Here is a 16517-nt window from a genome sequence, read left to right on the forward strand (position 1 = left end):
CTCCCGCGGCGGAGGAAGGGCCTTTTCTTTTTCAGAACACCGCCTGGAGCAGGCCCAGCGTGCGCCGCTTGGCCAGGGCGGCGCTCGCCGCGTCGTAGCTGGCGCGCTCGTCGCAGTTGAAGCCGTGGCCGGCCGGGTAGAGGTGCGTGATGGCGCCGGGGTGGCGCTGGCGCAGCTCCTCGGCCACCGTCACGGGAATGGCGTGGTCCGTCTCCCCGAAATGCAGCAGCACGGGCGTGCGCGGAACCTCGTCCAGCCGGTTGCCGATGCCGCCGCCGTAATAGGCGATGGCGGCGCGGACCGGCAGGCGCGACGCGGCGGCCCAGGCGATGGTGCCGCCCCAGCAATAGCCGGCGATGGCCGCCCCCTCCGCCCCGCCGAGATGGGCGAGTCCCGCCGCCACATCGGTCAGCGCGTCCTCGACGCTGACAGCACCCATCAGGTCACGGCCGCGCTGAACGCCGGCCTCGTCGTAGGGCAGCTCCACCCCGCGCTCCGCCCGGTCGAACAAAGCGGGGGCCAGCGTGCGGTAGCCGTCGGCCGCGTAGCCGTCGCAGACGCGGCGGATGTGGCCGTTGATCCCGAAAATCTCCTGGACGATCAGAAGCCGCCCCTTTTCCGCCCCGACGGGCCGGGCTTCGTAGGCGGTCAGCCGGTGCCCGTCGGACGCCGTCAGGTGCGTCCAGGCGCCGGTCGTTCCGGTGGTCGTTCCGGTCATGGCTGGTCTCTTCCTCCATTCGTTCCGTGCAGGGAAGATAGCAGCCTGACGCCGGGTGTCATCCGCGACCGACCGGCCCATATCCCCTAGGACCGTCATCCCGTCACTGGAGCCGCCCGATGTCCGCCCCCGCCGACCGTTCTCCGACCGCTGGACCCTTCGACCTGACGCCGCCGACGCCGGACCAGCGCGCGGTGCTGGTGGAGCGCCTGTCGGACGAAGAGCGGCACGTTCTGCTCAGCCACGGGACGGAGGCGCCTTTCTGCGGCGGCCTGCTCGACAACAAGAAGCCGGGCACCTACGCCTGCCGTCTCTGTGGTCTGCCGCTGTTCCGCTCCGGGACGAAGTTCGAATCCGGCACCGGCTGGCCCAGCTTCACCGCGCCGTACGAGAACGCCCACCTGAAGCTGGTGCAGGACAACAGCTACGGCATGGTGCGGGTGGAGACGCTGTGCGCCCGCTGCGGCAGCCACCAGGGCCACGTCTTCCCGGATGGCCCACCGCCGACCGGCATGCGCTTCTGCATCAACTCCGTCTCGCTGGCCTTCCTGCCTGAGGGGCAGGCGCTGGCCAGGAGCGTTCAGGATTGGGTGGAGGAGGGGGCGGCGTTCTAGCAGACGCTTGCCCCCACCCTAACCCTCCCCCGCCCAGCGGGGGAGGGGACTGCCGCCGCTTAGCGAGTATCTCCCTCCCCCGCCCAGCGGGGGAGGGCCGGGGTGGGGGTAAAAGCCTCCCCCGATCGTCCCGTTTCACTGGATACCCCCTTCATGCCAACCAACGACACATCCCACTCGCCCATCTCCGTCCTCGACCTCGCCCCTGTGCCGGAAGGAAGCACGCCGGGCGACGCCTTGCGCAACACGCTGGACCTCGCCCGCCACGCCGAGCGGCTGGGCTATCGCCGCTACTGGCTGGCCGAGCACCACAACATGACCGGCATCGCCAGCGCCGCGACCTCGGTCGTTATCGGCCATGTGGCGGCGGGCACCACGACCATCCGCGTCGGCGCCGGCGGCATCATGCTGCCCAACCACTCGCCGCTGGTCATCGCCGAGCAGTTCGGCACGCTGGAGGCGCTGTTCCCCGGCCGCATCGACCTCGGCCTGGGCCGGGCGCCCGGCACCGACCAGATGACGCTGCGCGCCCTGCGCCGCGACCCATCGGTGGCGGAGCAGTTCCCGCAGGACGTGCTGGAGCTTCAGGCCCTGCTCGGTCCCGTCCAGCCGGGCCAGCGCGTGCAGGCGGTGCCCGGCGCCGGCACCGAGGTGCCGCTGTGGATTCTCGGCTCCAGCCTGTTCGGCGCGCAGCTGGCGGCCGCCTTCGGCCTGCCCTACGCCTTCGCCTCGCACTTCGCGCCGGACGCGCTGATGCGGGCGCTGCAGGTCTATCGGGAGAATTTCACGCCCTCGGCGCAGCTCGACCGGCCCTACGCCATGGTCGGGGTGAACGTCGTCGCCGCCGAGACCGACGCGGAGGCGCGCCGCCTCTTCACCTCCGCCCAGCAGAGCTTCGCCCGTCTGGTCCGCGGCACCCGCGGCCAATTGCCGCCGCCCATCGACGACATCGAGAGCTTCTGGTCGCCGCTGGAGAAGGCACAGGCGATGAACATGCTGTCCCGCTCCATCGTCGGCTCGGCGGAGACGGTGCGGCACGGCCTGGCCTCCTTCCTCGCCGAAACCGAGGCCGACGAGATCATGGTGGCCTCGGCCATCCACGACCACGCGGCGCGGGTGCGCTCCTACGAAATCCTGGCGGAGGTCCACCGGTCGCTGCGGGCCGCGGCCTGACGCGCTCCAAATTGGGGGAGAGGCCCGGCGCAACCGCACAGCGTGCTTCGCGGACTGCGCCATGGACCGCGCCGGAGGAGAGCCCTATCGTCTGTGGCCCGGCGTCGCGTGACGCGGTTCACAGAGATGGAGAGGGGATATGGCCGAGTTTCCCCACGCCAGCAGGGTCAACGTGACGCTTGATCTGCCACTCGACGTCTATCGGCGTCTGGAACAGCGGGCGCGCTACATGAGCATTACCGTCGAGGCGCTGCTGAAGACTATTCTCGCGCAGCAGCTCTACGACTCCAGTCTTCGCAATATGGATTAGTTCATTGTTGTGAGGCGGCGCGCACGGCGGAGTCGAGGTCGCCGTGACTCTCCAGAAGCGCCGCCAGCCCGGCCTCCTCCAGCGCGCCGCGGATCGGGTCGGGCACCGCCGCCAGCACGATCCGCACCCCCGCCCGCCCGCCCGCGTTTCCCGCGCCCGGCCGCGCCTGCCGCACCGCCAGCAGCAGCGAGCGCAGACCCGCCGGGGTCAGCTGCGTCACCGCCGACAGGTCGAGCACCAGCCCGGCCGGCGCCTTTGCGGGCGCGTCCGGGGCGGCGGCATCCGATGCGGCGGGGGCCAGTGCCGCGATCAAACGCGCCTCGAACCGGGGGGCGGCGGCGCTGTCGATCGGACCCAGCGGGCGCAGGATCGTCACGTCGCCGCGGACCTCTTCCGCGATTTGCATCAAACCCTCCGATTTCCCCATCCGGCCGGGCCTGCTATACCTCCTCCGGCGGGGGATTTCCCATCACACGGATCATCATACAGCAGAGCGGCGGCGGGGGCATGGAATCGGACGGACGCTTCGGCGGCGGGGCGGGCCTGCGGGACGGCGGAGAGTTTTCCGCGGAGTCCGGCGGTGGGCCGCGCGCGCTCCCGGCCTTCCTCGCGGCGGGGCCCGCCGTGGCCCCGGAGGACCGCCCGAAGGCGGAGGCGCCGCCGGACCAGCCGGCGCGGCTGCGCGGCGCGCTGAATCCCCTGCTGGCCGCCGCCGGGCCGTTGCTCGACCTCGCCGGGGCGCTGCGTGAACGCTCGGGGCACGAGAACCCGGAGGGGCTGCGCGACGCCATCCTCGCCGAGGTCCGCCGCTTCGAGGAGGAGGCCGCCGCCATCGGCGTCCCGCCGGAGGAGGTGCGCGTCGCCCGCTTCGCCCTGTGCACCATGCTGGACGACGTGGTGCGGGCGACCCCCTGGGGGGCCCGCTGCCGCTGGGCGCGCGAGGGGTTGGCGGTGGTGGTCGATCCCGGCGCCGGCGGGCCGGACCGCTTCTTCGACCTGCTTGACACCATGCTGAGCGATCCGCGCCTGCACCGGCTGGAGCTGGAGCTGTTCTACGCCTGCCTGTCGTTGGGCTTCGAAGGCAAATTCCGCGACAAGCCGCGCGGCGCCCATGACCTGGCCCATCTGCGGGACGAGCTGTTCCGCGTGCTGCGCCGCCTGCGCGGCGAGCGGGAGCGCGCGCTGTCGCCGCAATGGCGGGGCGTCGCCGAACGCTTCCGCCCGCTGGGGCACGTCCTGCCGCCCTGGCTGGCCGCGGTGGCGGTGGCGACGCTGCTCGGCGGGCTGTTCCTGAACCTGTCGGCCTCGCTGGGCGGCCGGGCGGACGCGGTGGTGAGCCGGCTGGGCGCGCTGCTTCCCGACCGGCCGCTGGAGCTGGTCCGCGCCGTTCCGCCGCCGCCGCCCAGCGCGGGTCCGGCGCTGGCCGTCCGCGTCACCGCCCTGCTCCAGCCGGAGATCCGTTCCGGCGCCGTGGCGGTGCTGGCCGGCGACGACGGGGCGCTGGTCATCCGCATCGAGGGAGCGGGGATGTTCGCCACCGGCAGCGACGCGATCCGCGCCCGCTACCGCGCCGTGGTCGACCGCGTCGGGCAGGCGCTGGGTCCCGAGGCGGGGCGCGTGGTCGTGGTCGCCCACACCGACGACCAGACCCCGCGCGGCGGCGGGCTGCCGACGCCGGAGGCGCTGACCGAGGCGCGGGCGGTGGCGGTGCTGAAGATCCTGGAGCGCACGCTGGGCGCCGAGCGCCTGACCGCCGAAGGGCGGGGCGAGCGCGAACCGCTGGCCCCCAACACCACGCCGGCCAACCGGGGCGCCAACCGGCGCGTCGATGTCCGCCTCTACCCCGAATAGGCCGCGGCCCATGCGCGAAGCATCTCCGCACACCCGCTCCAAGACGTCCCAGGGCAGAGCCCGCCGCGCCGACCCGGCGATGGCGCCGCGCCTGCGCTGGTGGACCACGCTCGCGGTCGCCCTGTCGGTGGGGCTGCTCGGCTGGGCGGTGATGCCGCTGCTCGGGTTCGGCGGCCTGGCCCGCCTGCTGCCGGCGCTGGTCCTGCTCGGCCTGTGGTACGCGCTGAACCGGCACGAGGACGGCCGGCAGAGCGCCGCCAACGCCCGCTTCGTCGAGGCGCTGGCGGCGTCGCGCGACCCCGAGCTGAAGGCGTCGCTGGACGAGCTGGGCACGGTGCGCGAGCGGCTGGACGCGGTGATCGACCGGCTGAAGACGCAGCGCTTCGGCGCGCGCTGGGGCGGCCAGTACCTCTACCAGCTTCCCTGGTATCTGGTGATCGGCGCCCCCGGCTCGGGCAAGACGACCGCGCTGGCCAACGCCCGGCTGGGCGCGGCGCTGGGCGGCGGGCTGGACGGCATGCCGGTGCAGAATCTGGGCGGCACCCGCAACTGCGACTGGTGGTTCACCGACGAGGCGGTGCTGATCGACACGGCGGGCCGCTACACCACCCAGGACAGCCGCCGGGCCATCGACGGCCGTGTCTGGTCCGGCCTGCTCGACCTGTTGAAGGAGCACCGCCCGCGCCAGCCGGTGAACGGCGTGCTGCTGACCATCAGCCTGACCGACCTCGCCGGCTGGAGCGACGCGGAGCGGCACAACCACGCCATCACCATCCGCCAGCGGCTGGGCGAGCTGCGCGCCCATCTCGGCATCCGCGTGCCGGTCTATCTGCTGTGCACCAAGGCCGACCTCGTGGACGGCTTCACCACCTATTTCGACCCGCTGGACCGGGCGGAGCGCGCCCAGATCTGGGGCATCACCTTCCCGGTGGAGGACCTGCCGCCCGGCCCGCTGGCCAGCTTCCACGCGCAATACGCGGCGCTGCTGCGCCGGCTGGAGGAGCGGCTTCCCGAACGGCTGCACCAGGAGCCGGACATCCAGCGGCGCGGCGACGCCTTCGCCTTCCCGCTGCGCATGGCGGCCTTCGAGGCGGCGCTGGCCGACCTCGTCGACACCGCCTTCACCGCGGAGGCCGAGGAGGCGGTGCCGCTGCTGCGCGGCATCTACCTGACCAGCGCCACCCAGCCCGGCGCCTCCGCGGAATCGCCGGCCCAGACCTTCTTCCTGGAGCGGCTGCTGCCCGAGGTGGTCTTCCCCGAGGCCAACATGGTCGGGGTTGACCGCGCGCTGGAGCGGGCGCGGCGGCGGCGCCACGTCTGGGCGCTGGGCGGGACGGCGGCGGCGGGCCTGCTGCTCGGGCTGGCCGGGCTGAGCAGCCACCGCGCCAACGAGGCGCTGCTGGCGCGGGCGGAGGCCGCCGTGGCGGTGGCGGAGGAGCGGCTGCGCGTCCTCGACACCCCGCCGCGCTCGCTGACGCGGGTGGAGGATTCCGACTTTCTGGCGGTCCTGCCGGCGCTCGACGCGCTGCGCGCCCTGCCGGCCGGCTGGACCGAGCGGGCGGAACGGCGGGCGTCCCTGCTTGGCTTCGGCCTGTCGCAGGGGGAGCGCGTCGGCCTGCCCGCCGAGGACGTCTACCGGCGGGCGCTGCGCAGCGTGTTCCTGTCGCGCATCGTGCTGCGGCTGGAGGAGCAGCTGCGCACCGGCTGGGCGCGGCCCGACCTGCTGCGGCAGAGCCTGCGCGCCTACGCCATGATCGGCGGGCGGGAGCCGCTGGACCCGGCGGTTCTGGCCGAATGGCTGGCCGCCGACTGGCAGCGCACGCTCCCCGGCGCCGCCCATGAGGCGGAGCGCCGGGCGCTCGGCGATCATCTGGCCGCTCTGGTGGAGGCCGGCTTCGCCCCGGTGCCGCCGGACGAGGCGCTGGTGTCGCGCGTCCTCGACGTGCTCGGCCAGCCGGCCTCGCCGGCTCCCCGTGTGCTCAACAACGGCGGGGCCGGCTGATGAGCCCCGGTTTCGCGGTGGGCTTCCATGGAAAGGTGCCGGCGCGCGGCGATTTCGTGGGCTATGGCCTGCCGCGCGGCGTGTTGCTTCCCTGGGACGCCTGGCTGACGGAGGTTCTGGACGCGGCGGTGCGCCAGCTCGGCTCGCCCTGGGAGCGGCTGTTCCAGTCGGCCCCGGTCTGGCGCTTCGCCCTGTCGCCCGGCCTGTGCGGGGAACCGCCGCTCGCCGGCATCATGATGCCCAGCGCCGACCGGGTGGGGCGGCAGTACCCCTTCACCATCGTCGGCACGCTGCCCTACGGCACCGACCTCGCGGTGGTGCCGGTGGCCTGCCTGCACTGGTTCACCCGCGCGGAATCCATTGCTGCCGACGCCTGCCGCGCCGGGGCCGACGTGGACGCCCTGCCGGCGCGTATGGCGATTCTGGGCCGCCCGGAGCCCAACGGCGCCGACCCCACCGTCGCCACCGTGGTCGAGGAGCGCGTCGGCCCGTTGCCGCCCCGCGCCAGCCTGTGGTGGAGCCGCGGCGGCGGGCGGGTTCCGCCCTCGGTCCTGACCTGCTGCGGCCTGCCGCGCTCGTCCCGCGCCGCCGCCTTCATCGACGGCGCCTGGGAGCGGCGGGGCTGGGACGATCTGGACGGGTAGGGGATAAGGTTCAAGCGTCGAGCCCCCCTCCCGACCTCCCCCCGCTTCGCAGGGGGAGGAGAAGAGCCCTCACCCCCCCAAATTCACGATCTCCACCCGGCGGTTCTCCGCGGCCTTCGGCGTCTTGGGCAGCAGCGGTTCCCGCGCGCCCATCCCGGCGGTGTCCAGCCGGTCGCGGCGCACGCCGTGCCGTTCCGCCAGATAATCCGCCACCGCCTCGGCCCGGCGCTGCGAGAGCGCCCGGTTGGCCGCGTCGCCGCCCACCGCGTCGGTGTGGCCGACGATGCGGAAGCGGGCGGTTGCCGCCTCCGGCGCCGTCATCACAGCGCCGATGCGGTCGAGCACCGCCCGCGATTCCGGGCGGATGCGTGCCGAGTTGAAATCGAAGCCGATCCGGAAGGCGGCGCGCAGCCCGGCCTTCAGCGCCGCGACGGGCGGGTCCGGCGGCGTCCCCGGCAGGGCGGGCACGGCAACGGGGGCGGGAGTCGATGCGGAAGCCGATGCGGGAGCCGGTGGCGATGCCGCCGCGACGGGCGGGGGCGGCGGGCGCTTCATGACGATGGGCGGGCAGCCGGGTCCCGCGGCGCCGAACAGGGCGGCCTGGATCTCGCACTCGCTGGGGTTGGGGCCGAGCGGGACGGCGGGTCCCGCCGCCGATTGCGCCAGGGCCGCGCCCGCGGGAAGGGCCAGCCCCAACACCAAAAGCCCGATTGTTGGGAACATCCGCGTTTGCATGCCCGCATTGTCCCAGGCTTGGGGGCGGGGCGTCAAATTCCGCGTGGAACAGTCGTGCGTGCCTCTGTACGATCCCGGTCCGATCTTTCGTTTGCGGTATGCGGGAGGAAACAAGAATGAAGTCGATGAAGGCGCTGTTCGCCGGTCTGGCGCTGGCCGCCATGGTTCTGCCGGGCGTGGTCGCCAACGGCGCGGCGGCGGCCGACTACAAGGCCGAGTACAAGCTGTCCACCGTGCTGGGCAAGCCGTTCCCCTGGGGCATCGGCGGCGACCGCTGGGCCGAGCTGGTCAAGGAGAAGACCAACGGGCGCATCAATGTGAAGATGTATCCCGGCTCCGCCCTGGTGAACGGCGACCAGACCAAGGAATTCACCGCGCTGCGCCAGGGCGTGATCGACATGGCGGTGGGCTCCACCATCAACTGGTCGCCGCAGGTGAAGGAGCTGAACCTCTTCTCGCTGCCCTTCCTGATGCCCGACCACAAGGCGATGGATGCGCTGACCCAGGGACCGGTCGGCAAGCAGCTGTTCGACCTGCTCGCCACCAAGGACGTGGTGCCGCTGGCCTGGGGCGAGAACGGCTTCCGCGAGGTCTCCAACTCCAAGCACGCCATCAGCAAGCCGGAGGATTTGAAGGGCCTGAAGATCCGCGTCGTCGGCTCGCCGCTCTACCTCGACACCTTCACGGCGCTGGGCGCCAACCCGACGCAGATGAGCTGGGCCGACGCGCAGCCCGCTCTGTCCACCGGCGCCGTCGACGGGCAGGAGAACCCGGTCGCCGTCTTCACCGCCGCCAAGCTGCCGACGCTCGGCCAGAAGCACCTGACCCTGTGGGGCTACGTCGCCGACCCGCTGATCTTCGTGGTCAACAAGGAGGTCTGGAACAGCTGGTCCAAGGAGGACCAGGAGGCGGTGCGCGCCGCCGCCGTCCAGGCCGCCGCGGAGGAGGTCGCCATTGCCCGCAAGGGCATCACCGCCCAGGACGACAGCCTGCTGAAGGAGCTGGCCGGCCAGGGCGTGGCGGTCGTGCAGCTGACGCCCGAGCAGCAGAAGGCGTTCCAGACCGCCACCCGCGCCGTCTACGACAAGTGGGCCAAGACCATCGGCCCCGACCTCGTGAAGGCCGCCGAGACCTCGATCGCCGGCCGCCAGTAAACCCGCCCGGCGCCCGTCCGCTTCCGCTCCGGCGGCCAACGGACGGGCGCCATTCCTTTCCAAAGTCCGTTCCAGCCCGCCCGTCCCCGTCCAGAGAACCCGTTCATGACCGAAGACCCCGAACTGACGCGGCGCGAAGAGCCGCGCCCGCGCGTTCCCATCCGGATCGAGGAGGCGCTGGCGGCGCTGGCCATCGCGGCGATGGGGGCGATCACCTTCGCCAACGTGATCACGCGCTATCTGACCAACATCTCGCTCGCCTTCACGGAGGAATACGCCATCGCCCTGATGGTCGTGATGACCATGCTCGGCGCCTCGGTCGCGGTCGTGCGCAACCACCACATCCGCATCACCTACTTCGTGGACCGGCTGCGCCCGGTCATGCGCCGCCGGGCCGAACTGTTCGCCATCGCCGTGACGGCGCTGGTCTTCCTGGGGCTCGCCGTCTACGGCTCGCGGATGGTCTGGGACGAGTACCGGTTCGAGGAGACGTCGCCCGGTCTGGGCGTGCCGCAGTGGATCTATTCGATCTGGCTGCCGGTCCTGTCGGTGGTCATCGTGCTGCGGGCGCTGGGCCGCGGCATCCGCGTCGCGCGGGGGGACGAACAATGATCACCGCGCTGCTGTTCGGCGGTTTCTTCGCGCTGCTGATCGCCGGCGTGCCCATCGGCGCGGCGCTGGCGCTGGCCGGGGCGGTGGTGATCGGTGTCGCCGGCCTCGGCATCATGTCGCTGCCGACCACCGTCTACACCGGCATGGCGAAGTACCCGCTGCTCGCCATCCCCATGTTCGTCCTGACCGGGCTGATCTTCGAGCGGTCGGGCGTGGCGGAGCGTCTGGTCAAGTTCGCGCTGGCCGTGATCGGCAAGCGGCAGGGCGCCCTACCGGCGGTCGCCATCATCGTGGCGATGTTCATGGGCGGCATCTCCGGCTCCGGCCCGGCGACCTCCGCCGCGGTGGGGGCGGTGATGACCGCGGCCATGCTGCGCGAGGGCTACCCGCGCGCCTTCACCGCCAGCGTCATCGGCGCCGCGGCGGCGACGGACATCCTGATCCCGCCCTCCATCGCCTTCATCATCTACAGCGTGATGGTGCCGCAGGCGTCGGTGCCGGCCCTGTTCGCGGCGGGCATGATTCCCGGCATCCTGGCCGGTCTGGCCCTGGTCATCCCGGCGGTCTGGATGTCGCGCCGCAACGGCTTCGGCGAGGTCGCGCGGGAGGGCGAGACGCGCCCGTCGATCTGGAAGACCTTCAAGGAGGCGATCTGGGGCCTGATGGCGCCGGTGGTCATCCTGGGCGGCATGCGCGCTGGCCTGTTCACCCCGACCGAGGCGGCGGTGGTGGCCGCGGTCTACGGCCTGTTCGTCGGCTTCTTCATCTACCGGACGCTGACCCTGCGCACGGTCTACGACGTGCTGGTGGAGTCCGCGGAAATCTCCGCGATCATCCTGATGGTGGTGGCCCTGGCCGGCGTCTTCGCCTGGGCGACCGGGACGCTGGGCGTCATCGACCCCATCGCCCGGGGGATCGTCGATCTCGGCATCGGGCAGTACGGCGTTCTCGCCCTGCTGATCGCGGCGCTGGTGGTGATCGGGATGTTCCTGGACGGGGTGTCCACCTTCCTGATCCTGCTGCCGATCCTGGTGCCCATCGCCAACCACTTCAATTGGGACTTGGTGTGGTTCGGCGTGATCCTGACGATGAAGCTGGCCATCGGCCAATTCTCGCCGCCCATGGCCGTCAACCTGATGGTCACCTGCAAGATCGCCGGCACCACCATGGAAGCCACGGTGCGCTGGGTCGGCTGGCTGATCCTGGCGATGTTCCTGGCGCTGGCCGCGGTGGTGGTCTTCCCCGGGCTGGCGCTCTGGCTGCCGCGCAGCCTGGGCTACTGAGCGCGACGGACGCGGGGGCGCCTTCCGCGTCCCCGCGCCTCAGCTCTTCCGGCGGGTCGCCAGCAGGATGCCCGCCGCGATCAGGCCGATGCCGGCGGCGTGGTAGAGGTGGGGCTGCTCGCCGAGGAACAGGATTGCGAGGATGCTCCCGAACACCGGCATCAGATGGATGCACATCCCCGCCGTGTTGGCGCCGACCAGCGCCACGGCGCGGTTGAAGCAGAGATAGGCGGCGATCGACGGGAACAGCGCCACATAGGCGACCGCCCCCAGCGCCGTCGGGGTGATCGGCATGGGGTTTCCGCCGGCGCTTTCCCACAGGTAGAAAGGCAGCAGCATCGCCGCCCCGCCCGCGAAGGTAACGGCGATGAAGCTGAGCCCATGCACCGCCGGGCGGCGGCGCAGCAGGGCGGTGTAGGCGGCGTAGCCGAGCACCGCCGCCAGCACCCACAAATCCCCGGCGTTGAGCTGCAGTCCGATCAACACCGCCGGGTCGCCCCGCGCGATCAGCGTCAGGGCGCCGGCCAGCGACACGGCGATGCCCACCCCTTGCAGCGGGGTCACCCGGTCGCCGAACAGGGCCAGGCTCATCAGCACGATCAGCACCGGCATGGAGGACTGCATCATCACCGCGTTCAGCGCCGTGGTGGTGTGCAGCCCGACATAGAGGAAGGTGTTGAAGACGGCGATGCCCAGCGCCGACAGCAGCAGGACGACCGGCCATTGGGCGGCCAGCGCCCGCGCGTCGTGCCGCAGGTGCCGCCACGCGAAGGGCAGCACGAGCAGCATCCCCAGCGTCCAGCGCCAGAAGGCCAGCCCGACCGGCGGCACCTCGCCCGATACCGCGCGGCCCAGGACGGCGTTGCTGGACCAGAACAGCGGCGGCAACATCATCAGGAGCCACGCCTGATCGAACAGGCGGCGGCGGGCGGGGGTGGTGTTTTCGCTCACGGCTGGCGACTCATTGGACTGGACGCGTCAAGGCGGGTTCCGCGGCTCAGCCGCGGCGGCGCGGGGAGGCGAAGGGCGAAAGGGGAGCATCGCCACGCGGACCGTCGCCACGCGGGCCATCCGACCGGAAGCTCTCGCTGCGGAACGAGCCTTCGCGGCGCGGGCGGTCGCCGCGGGGACCATCACCGCGAGGACCATCGCCACGGGGGCCGCGCCCCTCGCCGCGGGGACCGTCGCCGCGGCCTTCGCGCGGCGGCTTCGGCGGCTGGCGCATTTCCACCTCCAGCTCGGCGATGCGCTTCACCAGCGCTTCACGGATCGCCGGGGCCGCGTGGGACTTCAGGGTGGCGAGCTGCTCCTTCAACTGCTGGAGCTGAAGCTGCTTCTGCTCCCGCGTGCGCTTGATGGCGACGTTGTCGGAATGCTGGCCGTCGAAGGCGCGCATGAAAAGGTCCTCGTTGCAGAAAATAAGACACCCGCCGTGGCGTCCCAGCGGACGCCCGGTCGGGGAGCGCGGAATATTGGAAAGGCACCGGCGCCAAAGCAAGCCGGGAGTTTGCTCCGCCTGTGCGATAAAGCGGTTGACGGCGGCGGCCCGGATCACTCCGCACCGATCAATCCACTGGTGAACGCCGGCTGCGGAACAGCGCCACCGCCTCATCGAGATAGCGCGACAGGTCGGCGGCGGCCTCCGCCGGCCCGGCGCGGCGCGACCCTTGCACGTGGGCCTCCGCGGCGGCGGCGGCCAGGGCGGCGGGATCGGTGGCCAGAGCGGCCAGCCGCTCGACGAAGGCGTCATAGTCGGGGTGGATGAAGCGCGGACCGACGACGCTGGCGACGTCGCCGCCGGGAAGCGACAGCGGCACCGCCCCCGCGGCCAGGGCCTCGGCGGCGCTGGCGCCCCCGCCGGTCCGCCGGGGATTTACATAGGCGTCGCAGACCGCCAGCAGGGCGCCCATGTCCGACACATAGCCCAGGCACCGCAGCCGTGCTGCATGGCGTGACGCGGCCAGCCGCCGGGGCAGGGCGTCGGAGTGCCCGGCGAAGACGGCGACGGCGCGCGGCACGCGGTCGAACAGCGCCTCCAGCATGGCGAGGAAGGCGCCGTCCACCTCCTTGTCCAACCGGTTGCTGACGACGGTGCAGACGAAGGCGCCCTCATCGAGCCCGAAGGCGGCGCGTGATCCTTCTTTCCTCGGGGTGGCCCCGGCCAGCGAATGCAGGAAGCGGAAGGGCCGCCAGGAGCGGGCCAGCAGCCCGTGGTTGGGTGCCGCTCCGCCACCGAAGTCCAGCACGATGTCGGCCAGCGAGAGGGTGGCCCCGCTGGTGGTGGGGATGCACAGGGTGGGGCGCGCCCCGGCCATCAGGTCGGCCACGACGCAGGACCCGCCGAGCGACAGCACCGCGTCCGGGTCGAGCGCTGCAATGGCCTCCAGGAACCAGGCGATCTTGCCGGGGCTGACGCAGGGCGCGACGGAGGACAGCATCCGATAGGCGCGCCCATCCGCCTCGATCCGCTGATCGCCGGTGAAGGCGGGCTCCACCGACGCCGCGAAGGAGGGCACGAACAGGCTGTGCACCTCCGCCGGCATGATGTTGGTGTTGAGGATCACCACCTCCCGCCCGCAGCGATCCTCCAGCAGGGCGGCGTAGGACAGCAGGTCCCGCGACGGCTGGTGGCGCAGCGACAGGAACTGGTTGGTCATCAGCACGACCCGCCCGGTGTCCGCTCCCCCGGCCCGGCGGGCTGGCGGGACGACGGCCTGACGGCGGCGGATCTCGTCGAGGATGCGACGGTAGAAGGGGAATTGCCGCTCCTCGAAGAAGCCGGGGCGGCTCGCCGGGTTCATGCGCATCAAAAAGAGCTGGCGCCCGATGCCGGCGTGGATGTGCAGCAGACCTTCCAGCCCGGATTGCGCGATGTTGCCCTCCACCGCGTCGAGCAGTTCGTCGTAATAGCGCAGGTCGCCGGAGACGGCGGCCATGGCCGACAGCAGCAGGACGGTGTCTGCTCCCCGCGCCAGCCGGGGCAATTCCCGCGCCGCCCGTGCCCGCTCGGCCTTGGGCCGGTCGAGAAAGGTCTCGCAGAGCGTCTCGATGGCCTTCAGGTCGTGCCCGCTCGTCACGGGCCGGCGCAAGGCGGCGGCGAGGTCGGTGAGGGTGGACGGTTGGGACATCGGCCTTGCTGCGGAAAGCGGCGCGATGAGTCATGCCACACATGGAAAGGCCCCGGAAGGCGTTACCTTCCAGGGCCTTAGAGTGGTGCCGCAGCAGGGATTTGAACCCCGGACCTACTGATTACGAATCAGTTGCTCTACCCCTGAGCTACTGCGGCGTCGACGTCGGTGCGTCGTGGGCGCGGAAATTAACCGGGGGGGCGGACCGGCGCAAGCGCTTTTTTGGGAGATGGATAAAATTATCCTTTCTGGCGGATGACGTCCAAAAAGGGGTCGGCATAACGCTCCAGTTTGCGGGCGCCGACGCCGGGCAGGCGGGCGAAGGCGGCGCGGTCCATCGGGCGCGTCGCGACCATCTCCAGCAACGTGCTGTCGTGGAAGATCACGTAGGGCGGCACCCCCTGCGCGCGGGCGAGTTCCGTGCGGCAGTCCTTCAGCGCGTGCCACAGCGCGTCGTCGGCGGGCGACAGGGCGCCGCGCGCGCCGGCCCGCGACACGCCCTCGCCGGACAGGCCGCCGGCCAAGCCGCCGGAAGGAGCGGAGCCGCCGCGGGAGACGTGGCGGCGCAGCGCGTCGTGGACGCCGCGGCGCTTCTCGACGACCGGGTCCTTGCGCAGCTTCACCGTCTGCTGGCCCTTGATGACCGGGATGCCCGCGTCGGTCAGCCGGAAGCCGCCATAGCCCTCCAGATCGACCGTCAGGTAGCCGGCGGCGACGAGTTGGCGGTAGACCGACTGCCATTCCGCCTTGGACAGCTCCTTGCCGCAGCCGAAGGTCTTCAGCGCGTCGTGGGCCTGCTGCGCCACCTTCTCCGTGGAATTGCCCAGCAGCACGTCGATCAGATGCCCGGCGCCGTAGCGCTGGCCGGTGCGGTAGACCGCCGACAGGGCCTTCTGCGCGGCGACGGTGCCGTCCCAGGTCTCCACCGGCTCCAGGCAGGTGTCGCAATTGCCGCAGGGCGCCTCCAGCGTCTCGCCGAAATAGTTCAGCAGCACCTTGCGCCGGCAGGCCGAGGTCTCGCAGAAGCCGAGCAGCGCCTCCAGCTTGGAGCGCTCGACGCGGCGGTGGGAATCGCCGGCCTCCGACTGCTCCAGCATCTGGCGCAGGCCCACCACGTCGGCCATGCCGTAGCTCATCCAGGCGTCGGCGGGCAGGCCGTCGCGCCCGGCGCGGCCGGTCTCCTGGTAATAGGCCTCCAGGCTCTTGGGCGGGTCGAGATGGCAGACGAAGCGCACGTTCGGCTTGTCGATGCCCATGCCGAAGGCCACCGTCGCCACCATGACGATGCCCTCGCCCTTGATGAACAGGTCCTGGTTCGCCTCCCGCACCTCCGACGGCAGCCCGGCGTGGTAGGGAAGCGCCTCCCGCCCCTGCTGATTCAGCCAGTTGGCGGTGTCCTCCACCTTCGCCCGCGACATGCAATAGATGATGCCGGCGTCCTCGGGGTGGTTCTCCCGCAGGAAGGCCAGCATCTGCTGGCGCTCGCTTTTTTTCGGGACGACGCGGTAGGTGATGTTGGGCCGGTCGAAGCTGGACAGGAAGACGCGGGCCTCGGTCAGGCCCAGCTTGTCCTTGATCTCCGCGCGGGTCTGCGCGTCCGCCGTGGCGGTCAGCGCGATGCGCGGCACGGTCGGGTGCCGCTCGTGCAGGACGGAGAGCTGGAGATACTCGGGCCGGAAATCATGACCCCACTGGCTGACGCAATGCGCCTCGTCCAGCGCGAACAGGGCGAGTTTGGTGCGGTCCAGCAGGTCGAGGAAGCGCGGGGTGACCAGACGCTCCGGCGCCACATAGACGAGGTCGATCTCGCCGCGGACCATGGCCCGCTCCACCTCGCGCGCCTCGGCGGCGTCCAGGGAGGAGTTGAGGAAGGCCGCCCGCACGCCCAACTCGCGGAGCGCCGTCACCTGGTCCCGCATCAGCGCGATCAGCGGGGAGACGACCACCGTCACGCCGTCGCGCACCAGCGCCGGCACCTGATAGCACAGCGACTTGCCGCCGCCCGTGGGCATGAGGACGAGCGCGTCGCCGCCACGGATGACGTGGGCGATGATGTCGGCCTGCTGCCCGCGGAAGGCGGAATAGCCGAAGACCGACCGCAGAACCTCCAGGGCGGGGTTGCCGTCAGGGTTCTGGGCCGGCTCCGACGGAGGGGCCTTGAGATTGAAGAGCGAGTCCACGCCGATGCGGTTCAGATGCGGGTCCGTCTCTGGACGATTCAGAATCTGGTGTTCGGGTCAAAATCTGGTGGCCGGGATGCGATCCCGAACGCGACGGCTATGATGTGGCACAG

General features: G+C 71.6%; 16 protein-coding genes and 1 tRNA gene. 9 read left to right on the forward strand and 8 right to left on the reverse strand.

Going from position 1 to position 16517, the window contains the following annotated elements; translation table 11 throughout:
• Positions 1 to 31 precede the first annotated feature (31 nt).
• Positions 32 to 718 (reverse strand): dienelactone hydrolase family protein, encoded by a 687-nt coding sequence (locus tag H0B54_RS00845; RefSeq protein WP_188258871.1) that lies wholly within the window; start codon positions 716 to 718, stop codon positions 32 to 34.
• 119 nt (positions 719 to 837) lie between these two features.
• Between H0B54_RS00845 and msrB the strand changes: the two genes are divergently transcribed.
• The 3 genes from msrB to H0B54_RS00860 all read left to right on the forward strand — a co-directional run bounded on the left by msrB (position 838) and on the right by H0B54_RS00860 (position 2815).
• Positions 838 to 1332, forward strand: a complete 495-nt coding sequence (gene msrB, locus H0B54_RS00850) for a peptide-methionine (R)-S-oxide reductase MsrB (protein WP_094301607.1) — start codon at positions 838 to 840, stop codon at positions 1330 to 1332.
• 153 nt (positions 1333 to 1485) lie between these two features.
• The gene (locus H0B54_RS00855) at positions 1486 to 2505 is read left to right on the forward strand and encodes an LLM class flavin-dependent oxidoreductase (protein WP_188258872.1); all 1020 of its coding nucleotides are present in this window, start codon (positions 1486 to 1488) and stop codon (positions 2503 to 2505) included.
• 139 nt (positions 2506 to 2644) lie between these two features.
• Positions 2645 to 2815: a hypothetical protein gene (locus H0B54_RS00860; protein ID WP_172428302.1), complete on the forward strand. Its 171-nt coding sequence runs from the start codon at positions 2645 to 2647 to the stop codon at positions 2813 to 2815.
• A 1-nt stretch (position 2816) separates the two neighbouring features.
• Here the strand turns inward: H0B54_RS00860 and H0B54_RS00865 are convergent, their stop codons facing one another.
• The gene (locus tag H0B54_RS00865; RefSeq protein WP_188258873.1) at positions 2817 to 3221 is read right to left on the reverse strand and encodes an STAS domain-containing protein; all 405 of its coding nucleotides are present in this window, start codon (positions 3219 to 3221) and stop codon (positions 2817 to 2819) included.
• Positions 3222 to 3322: 101 nt separating this feature from the next.
• On the opposite strand from H0B54_RS00865, the gene icmH reads away from it, so the two are divergent.
• Genes icmH through tagF form a run of 3 tightly spaced genes read left to right on the forward strand, consistent with a single transcriptional unit; the run spans position 3323 to position 7312 of the window.
• A complete protein-coding gene (gene icmH / locus H0B54_RS00870) occupies positions 3323 to 4666 on the forward strand; it encodes a type IVB secretion system protein IcmH/DotU (protein ID WP_188258874.1) in 1344 nt (447 codons plus the stop codon).
• A gap of 10 nt (positions 4667 to 4676) precedes the next feature.
• On the forward strand, positions 4677 to 6668 hold the full coding sequence (tssM, locus tag H0B54_RS00875; protein WP_246472190.1) for a type VI secretion system membrane subunit TssM: 1992 nt from the start codon (positions 4677 to 4679) through the stop codon (positions 6666 to 6668).
• Positions 6668 to 7312 carry a type VI secretion system-associated protein TagF gene (gene tagF / locus H0B54_RS00880; RefSeq protein WP_014239131.1) on the forward strand — a complete coding sequence of 215 codons (645 nt, stop codon included), beginning with the start codon at positions 6668 to 6670 and terminating at the stop codon, positions 7310 to 7312. Before tssM ends, tagF begins: the two co-directional genes overlap by 1 nt.
• A 69-nt stretch (positions 7313 to 7381) precedes the next feature.
• Here tagF and H0B54_RS00885 read toward each other — a convergent pair whose 3' ends face one another.
• On the reverse strand, positions 7382 to 8047 hold the full coding sequence (locus H0B54_RS00885; protein WP_246472192.1) for an OmpA family protein: 666 nt from the start codon (positions 8045 to 8047) through the stop codon (positions 7382 to 7384).
• Positions 8048 to 8163: 116 nt separating this feature from the next.
• On the opposite strand from H0B54_RS00885, the gene H0B54_RS00890 reads away from it, so the two are divergent.
• From H0B54_RS00890 to H0B54_RS00900, 3 genes are all read left to right on the forward strand, one after another.
• Positions 8164 to 9201 carry a DctP family TRAP transporter solute-binding subunit gene (locus tag H0B54_RS00890; protein ID WP_172428304.1) on the forward strand — a complete coding sequence of 346 codons (1038 nt, stop codon included), beginning with the start codon at positions 8164 to 8166 and terminating at the stop codon, positions 9199 to 9201.
• A gap of 105 nt (positions 9202 to 9306) precedes the next feature.
• Positions 9307 to 9813 carry a TRAP transporter small permease gene (locus tag H0B54_RS00895; protein ID WP_094301612.1) on the forward strand — a complete coding sequence of 169 codons (507 nt, stop codon included), beginning with the start codon at positions 9307 to 9309 and terminating at the stop codon, positions 9811 to 9813.
• Complete coding sequence (locus H0B54_RS00900) at positions 9810 to 11096, forward strand: TRAP transporter large permease (RefSeq protein ID WP_188258876.1); 1287 nt, start codon at positions 9810 to 9812, stop codon at positions 11094 to 11096. Before H0B54_RS00895 ends, H0B54_RS00900 begins: the two co-directional genes overlap by 4 nt.
• Before the next feature lie 39 nt (positions 11097 to 11135).
• Here the strand turns inward: H0B54_RS00900 and H0B54_RS00905 are convergent, their stop codons facing one another.
• From H0B54_RS00905 to recQ, 5 genes are all read right to left on the reverse strand, one after another.
• A complete protein-coding gene (locus H0B54_RS00905; RefSeq protein ID WP_188258877.1) occupies positions 11136 to 12047 on the reverse strand; it encodes an EamA family transporter in 912 nt (303 codons plus the stop codon).
• A gap of 46 nt (positions 12048 to 12093) precedes the next feature.
• Entirely contained in the window at positions 12094 to 12492 is a 399-nt protein-coding gene (locus H0B54_RS00910) for a hypothetical protein (protein WP_188258878.1), read from the reverse strand.
• Positions 12493 to 12661: 169 nt separating this feature from the next.
• A complete protein-coding gene (locus H0B54_RS00915) occupies positions 12662 to 14224 on the reverse strand; it encodes a glycosyltransferase (protein WP_188258879.1) in 1563 nt (520 codons plus the stop codon).
• An 83-nt stretch (positions 14225 to 14307) separates the two neighbouring features.
• Positions 14308 to 14382: transfer RNA gene (locus tag H0B54_RS00920), tRNA-Thr, on the reverse strand.
• Between the two features lie 81 nt (positions 14383 to 14463).
• Positions 14464 to 16404 (reverse strand): DNA helicase RecQ, encoded by a 1941-nt coding sequence (recQ, locus tag H0B54_RS00925; protein WP_188258880.1) that lies wholly within the window; start codon positions 16402 to 16404, stop codon positions 14464 to 14466.
• Positions 16405 to 16517 lie beyond the last annotated feature (113 nt).

The sequence above is a fragment of the Azospirillum tabaci genome (genome assembly GCF_014596085.1).
Classification (GTDB): domain Bacteria; phylum Pseudomonadota; class Alphaproteobacteria; order Azospirillales; family Azospirillaceae; genus Azospirillum; species Azospirillum tabaci.

Bases quoted from the DNA above. Each gene is read 5' to 3' on its own strand.
- H0B54_RS00845 (WP_188258871.1), bottom strand. From the start codon at position 718: ATGACCGGAACGACCACCGGAACGACCGGCGCCTGGACGCACCTGACG.
- msrB (WP_094301607.1), top strand. From the start codon at position 838: ATGTCCGCCCCCGCCGACCGTTCTCCGACCGCTGGACCCTTCGACCTG.
- H0B54_RS00855 (WP_188258872.1), top strand. From the start codon at position 1,486: ATGCCAACCAACGACACATCCCACTCGCCCATCTCCGTCCTCGACCTC.
- H0B54_RS00860 (WP_172428302.1), top strand. From the start codon at position 2,645: ATGGCCGAGTTTCCCCACGCCAGCAGGGTCAACGTGACGCTTGATCTG.
- H0B54_RS00865 (WP_188258873.1), bottom strand. From the start codon at position 3,221: ATGCAAATCGCGGAAGAGGTCCGCGGCGACGTGACGATCCTGCGCCCG.
- icmH (WP_188258874.1), top strand. From the start codon at position 3,323: ATGGAATCGGACGGACGCTTCGGCGGCGGGGCGGGCCTGCGGGACGGC.
- tssM (WP_246472190.1), top strand. From the start codon at position 4,677: ATGCGCGAAGCATCTCCGCACACCCGCTCCAAGACGTCCCAGGGCAGA.
- tagF (WP_014239131.1), top strand. From the start codon at position 6,668: ATGAGCCCCGGTTTCGCGGTGGGCTTCCATGGAAAGGTGCCGGCGCGC.
- H0B54_RS00885 (WP_246472192.1), bottom strand. From the start codon at position 8,047: ATGCAAACGCGGATGTTCCCAACAATCGGGCTTTTGGTGTTGGGGCTG.
- H0B54_RS00890 (WP_172428304.1), top strand. From the start codon at position 8,164: ATGAAGTCGATGAAGGCGCTGTTCGCCGGTCTGGCGCTGGCCGCCATG.
- H0B54_RS00895 (WP_094301612.1), top strand. From the start codon at position 9,307: ATGACCGAAGACCCCGAACTGACGCGGCGCGAAGAGCCGCGCCCGCGC.
- H0B54_RS00900 (WP_188258876.1), top strand. From the start codon at position 9,810: ATGATCACCGCGCTGCTGTTCGGCGGTTTCTTCGCGCTGCTGATCGCC.
- H0B54_RS00910 (WP_188258878.1), bottom strand. From the start codon at position 12,492: ATGCGCGCCTTCGACGGCCAGCATTCCGACAACGTCGCCATCAAGCGC.
- H0B54_RS00915 (WP_188258879.1), bottom strand. From the start codon at position 14,224: ATGTCCCAACCGTCCACCCTCACCGACCTCGCCGCCGCCTTGCGCCGG.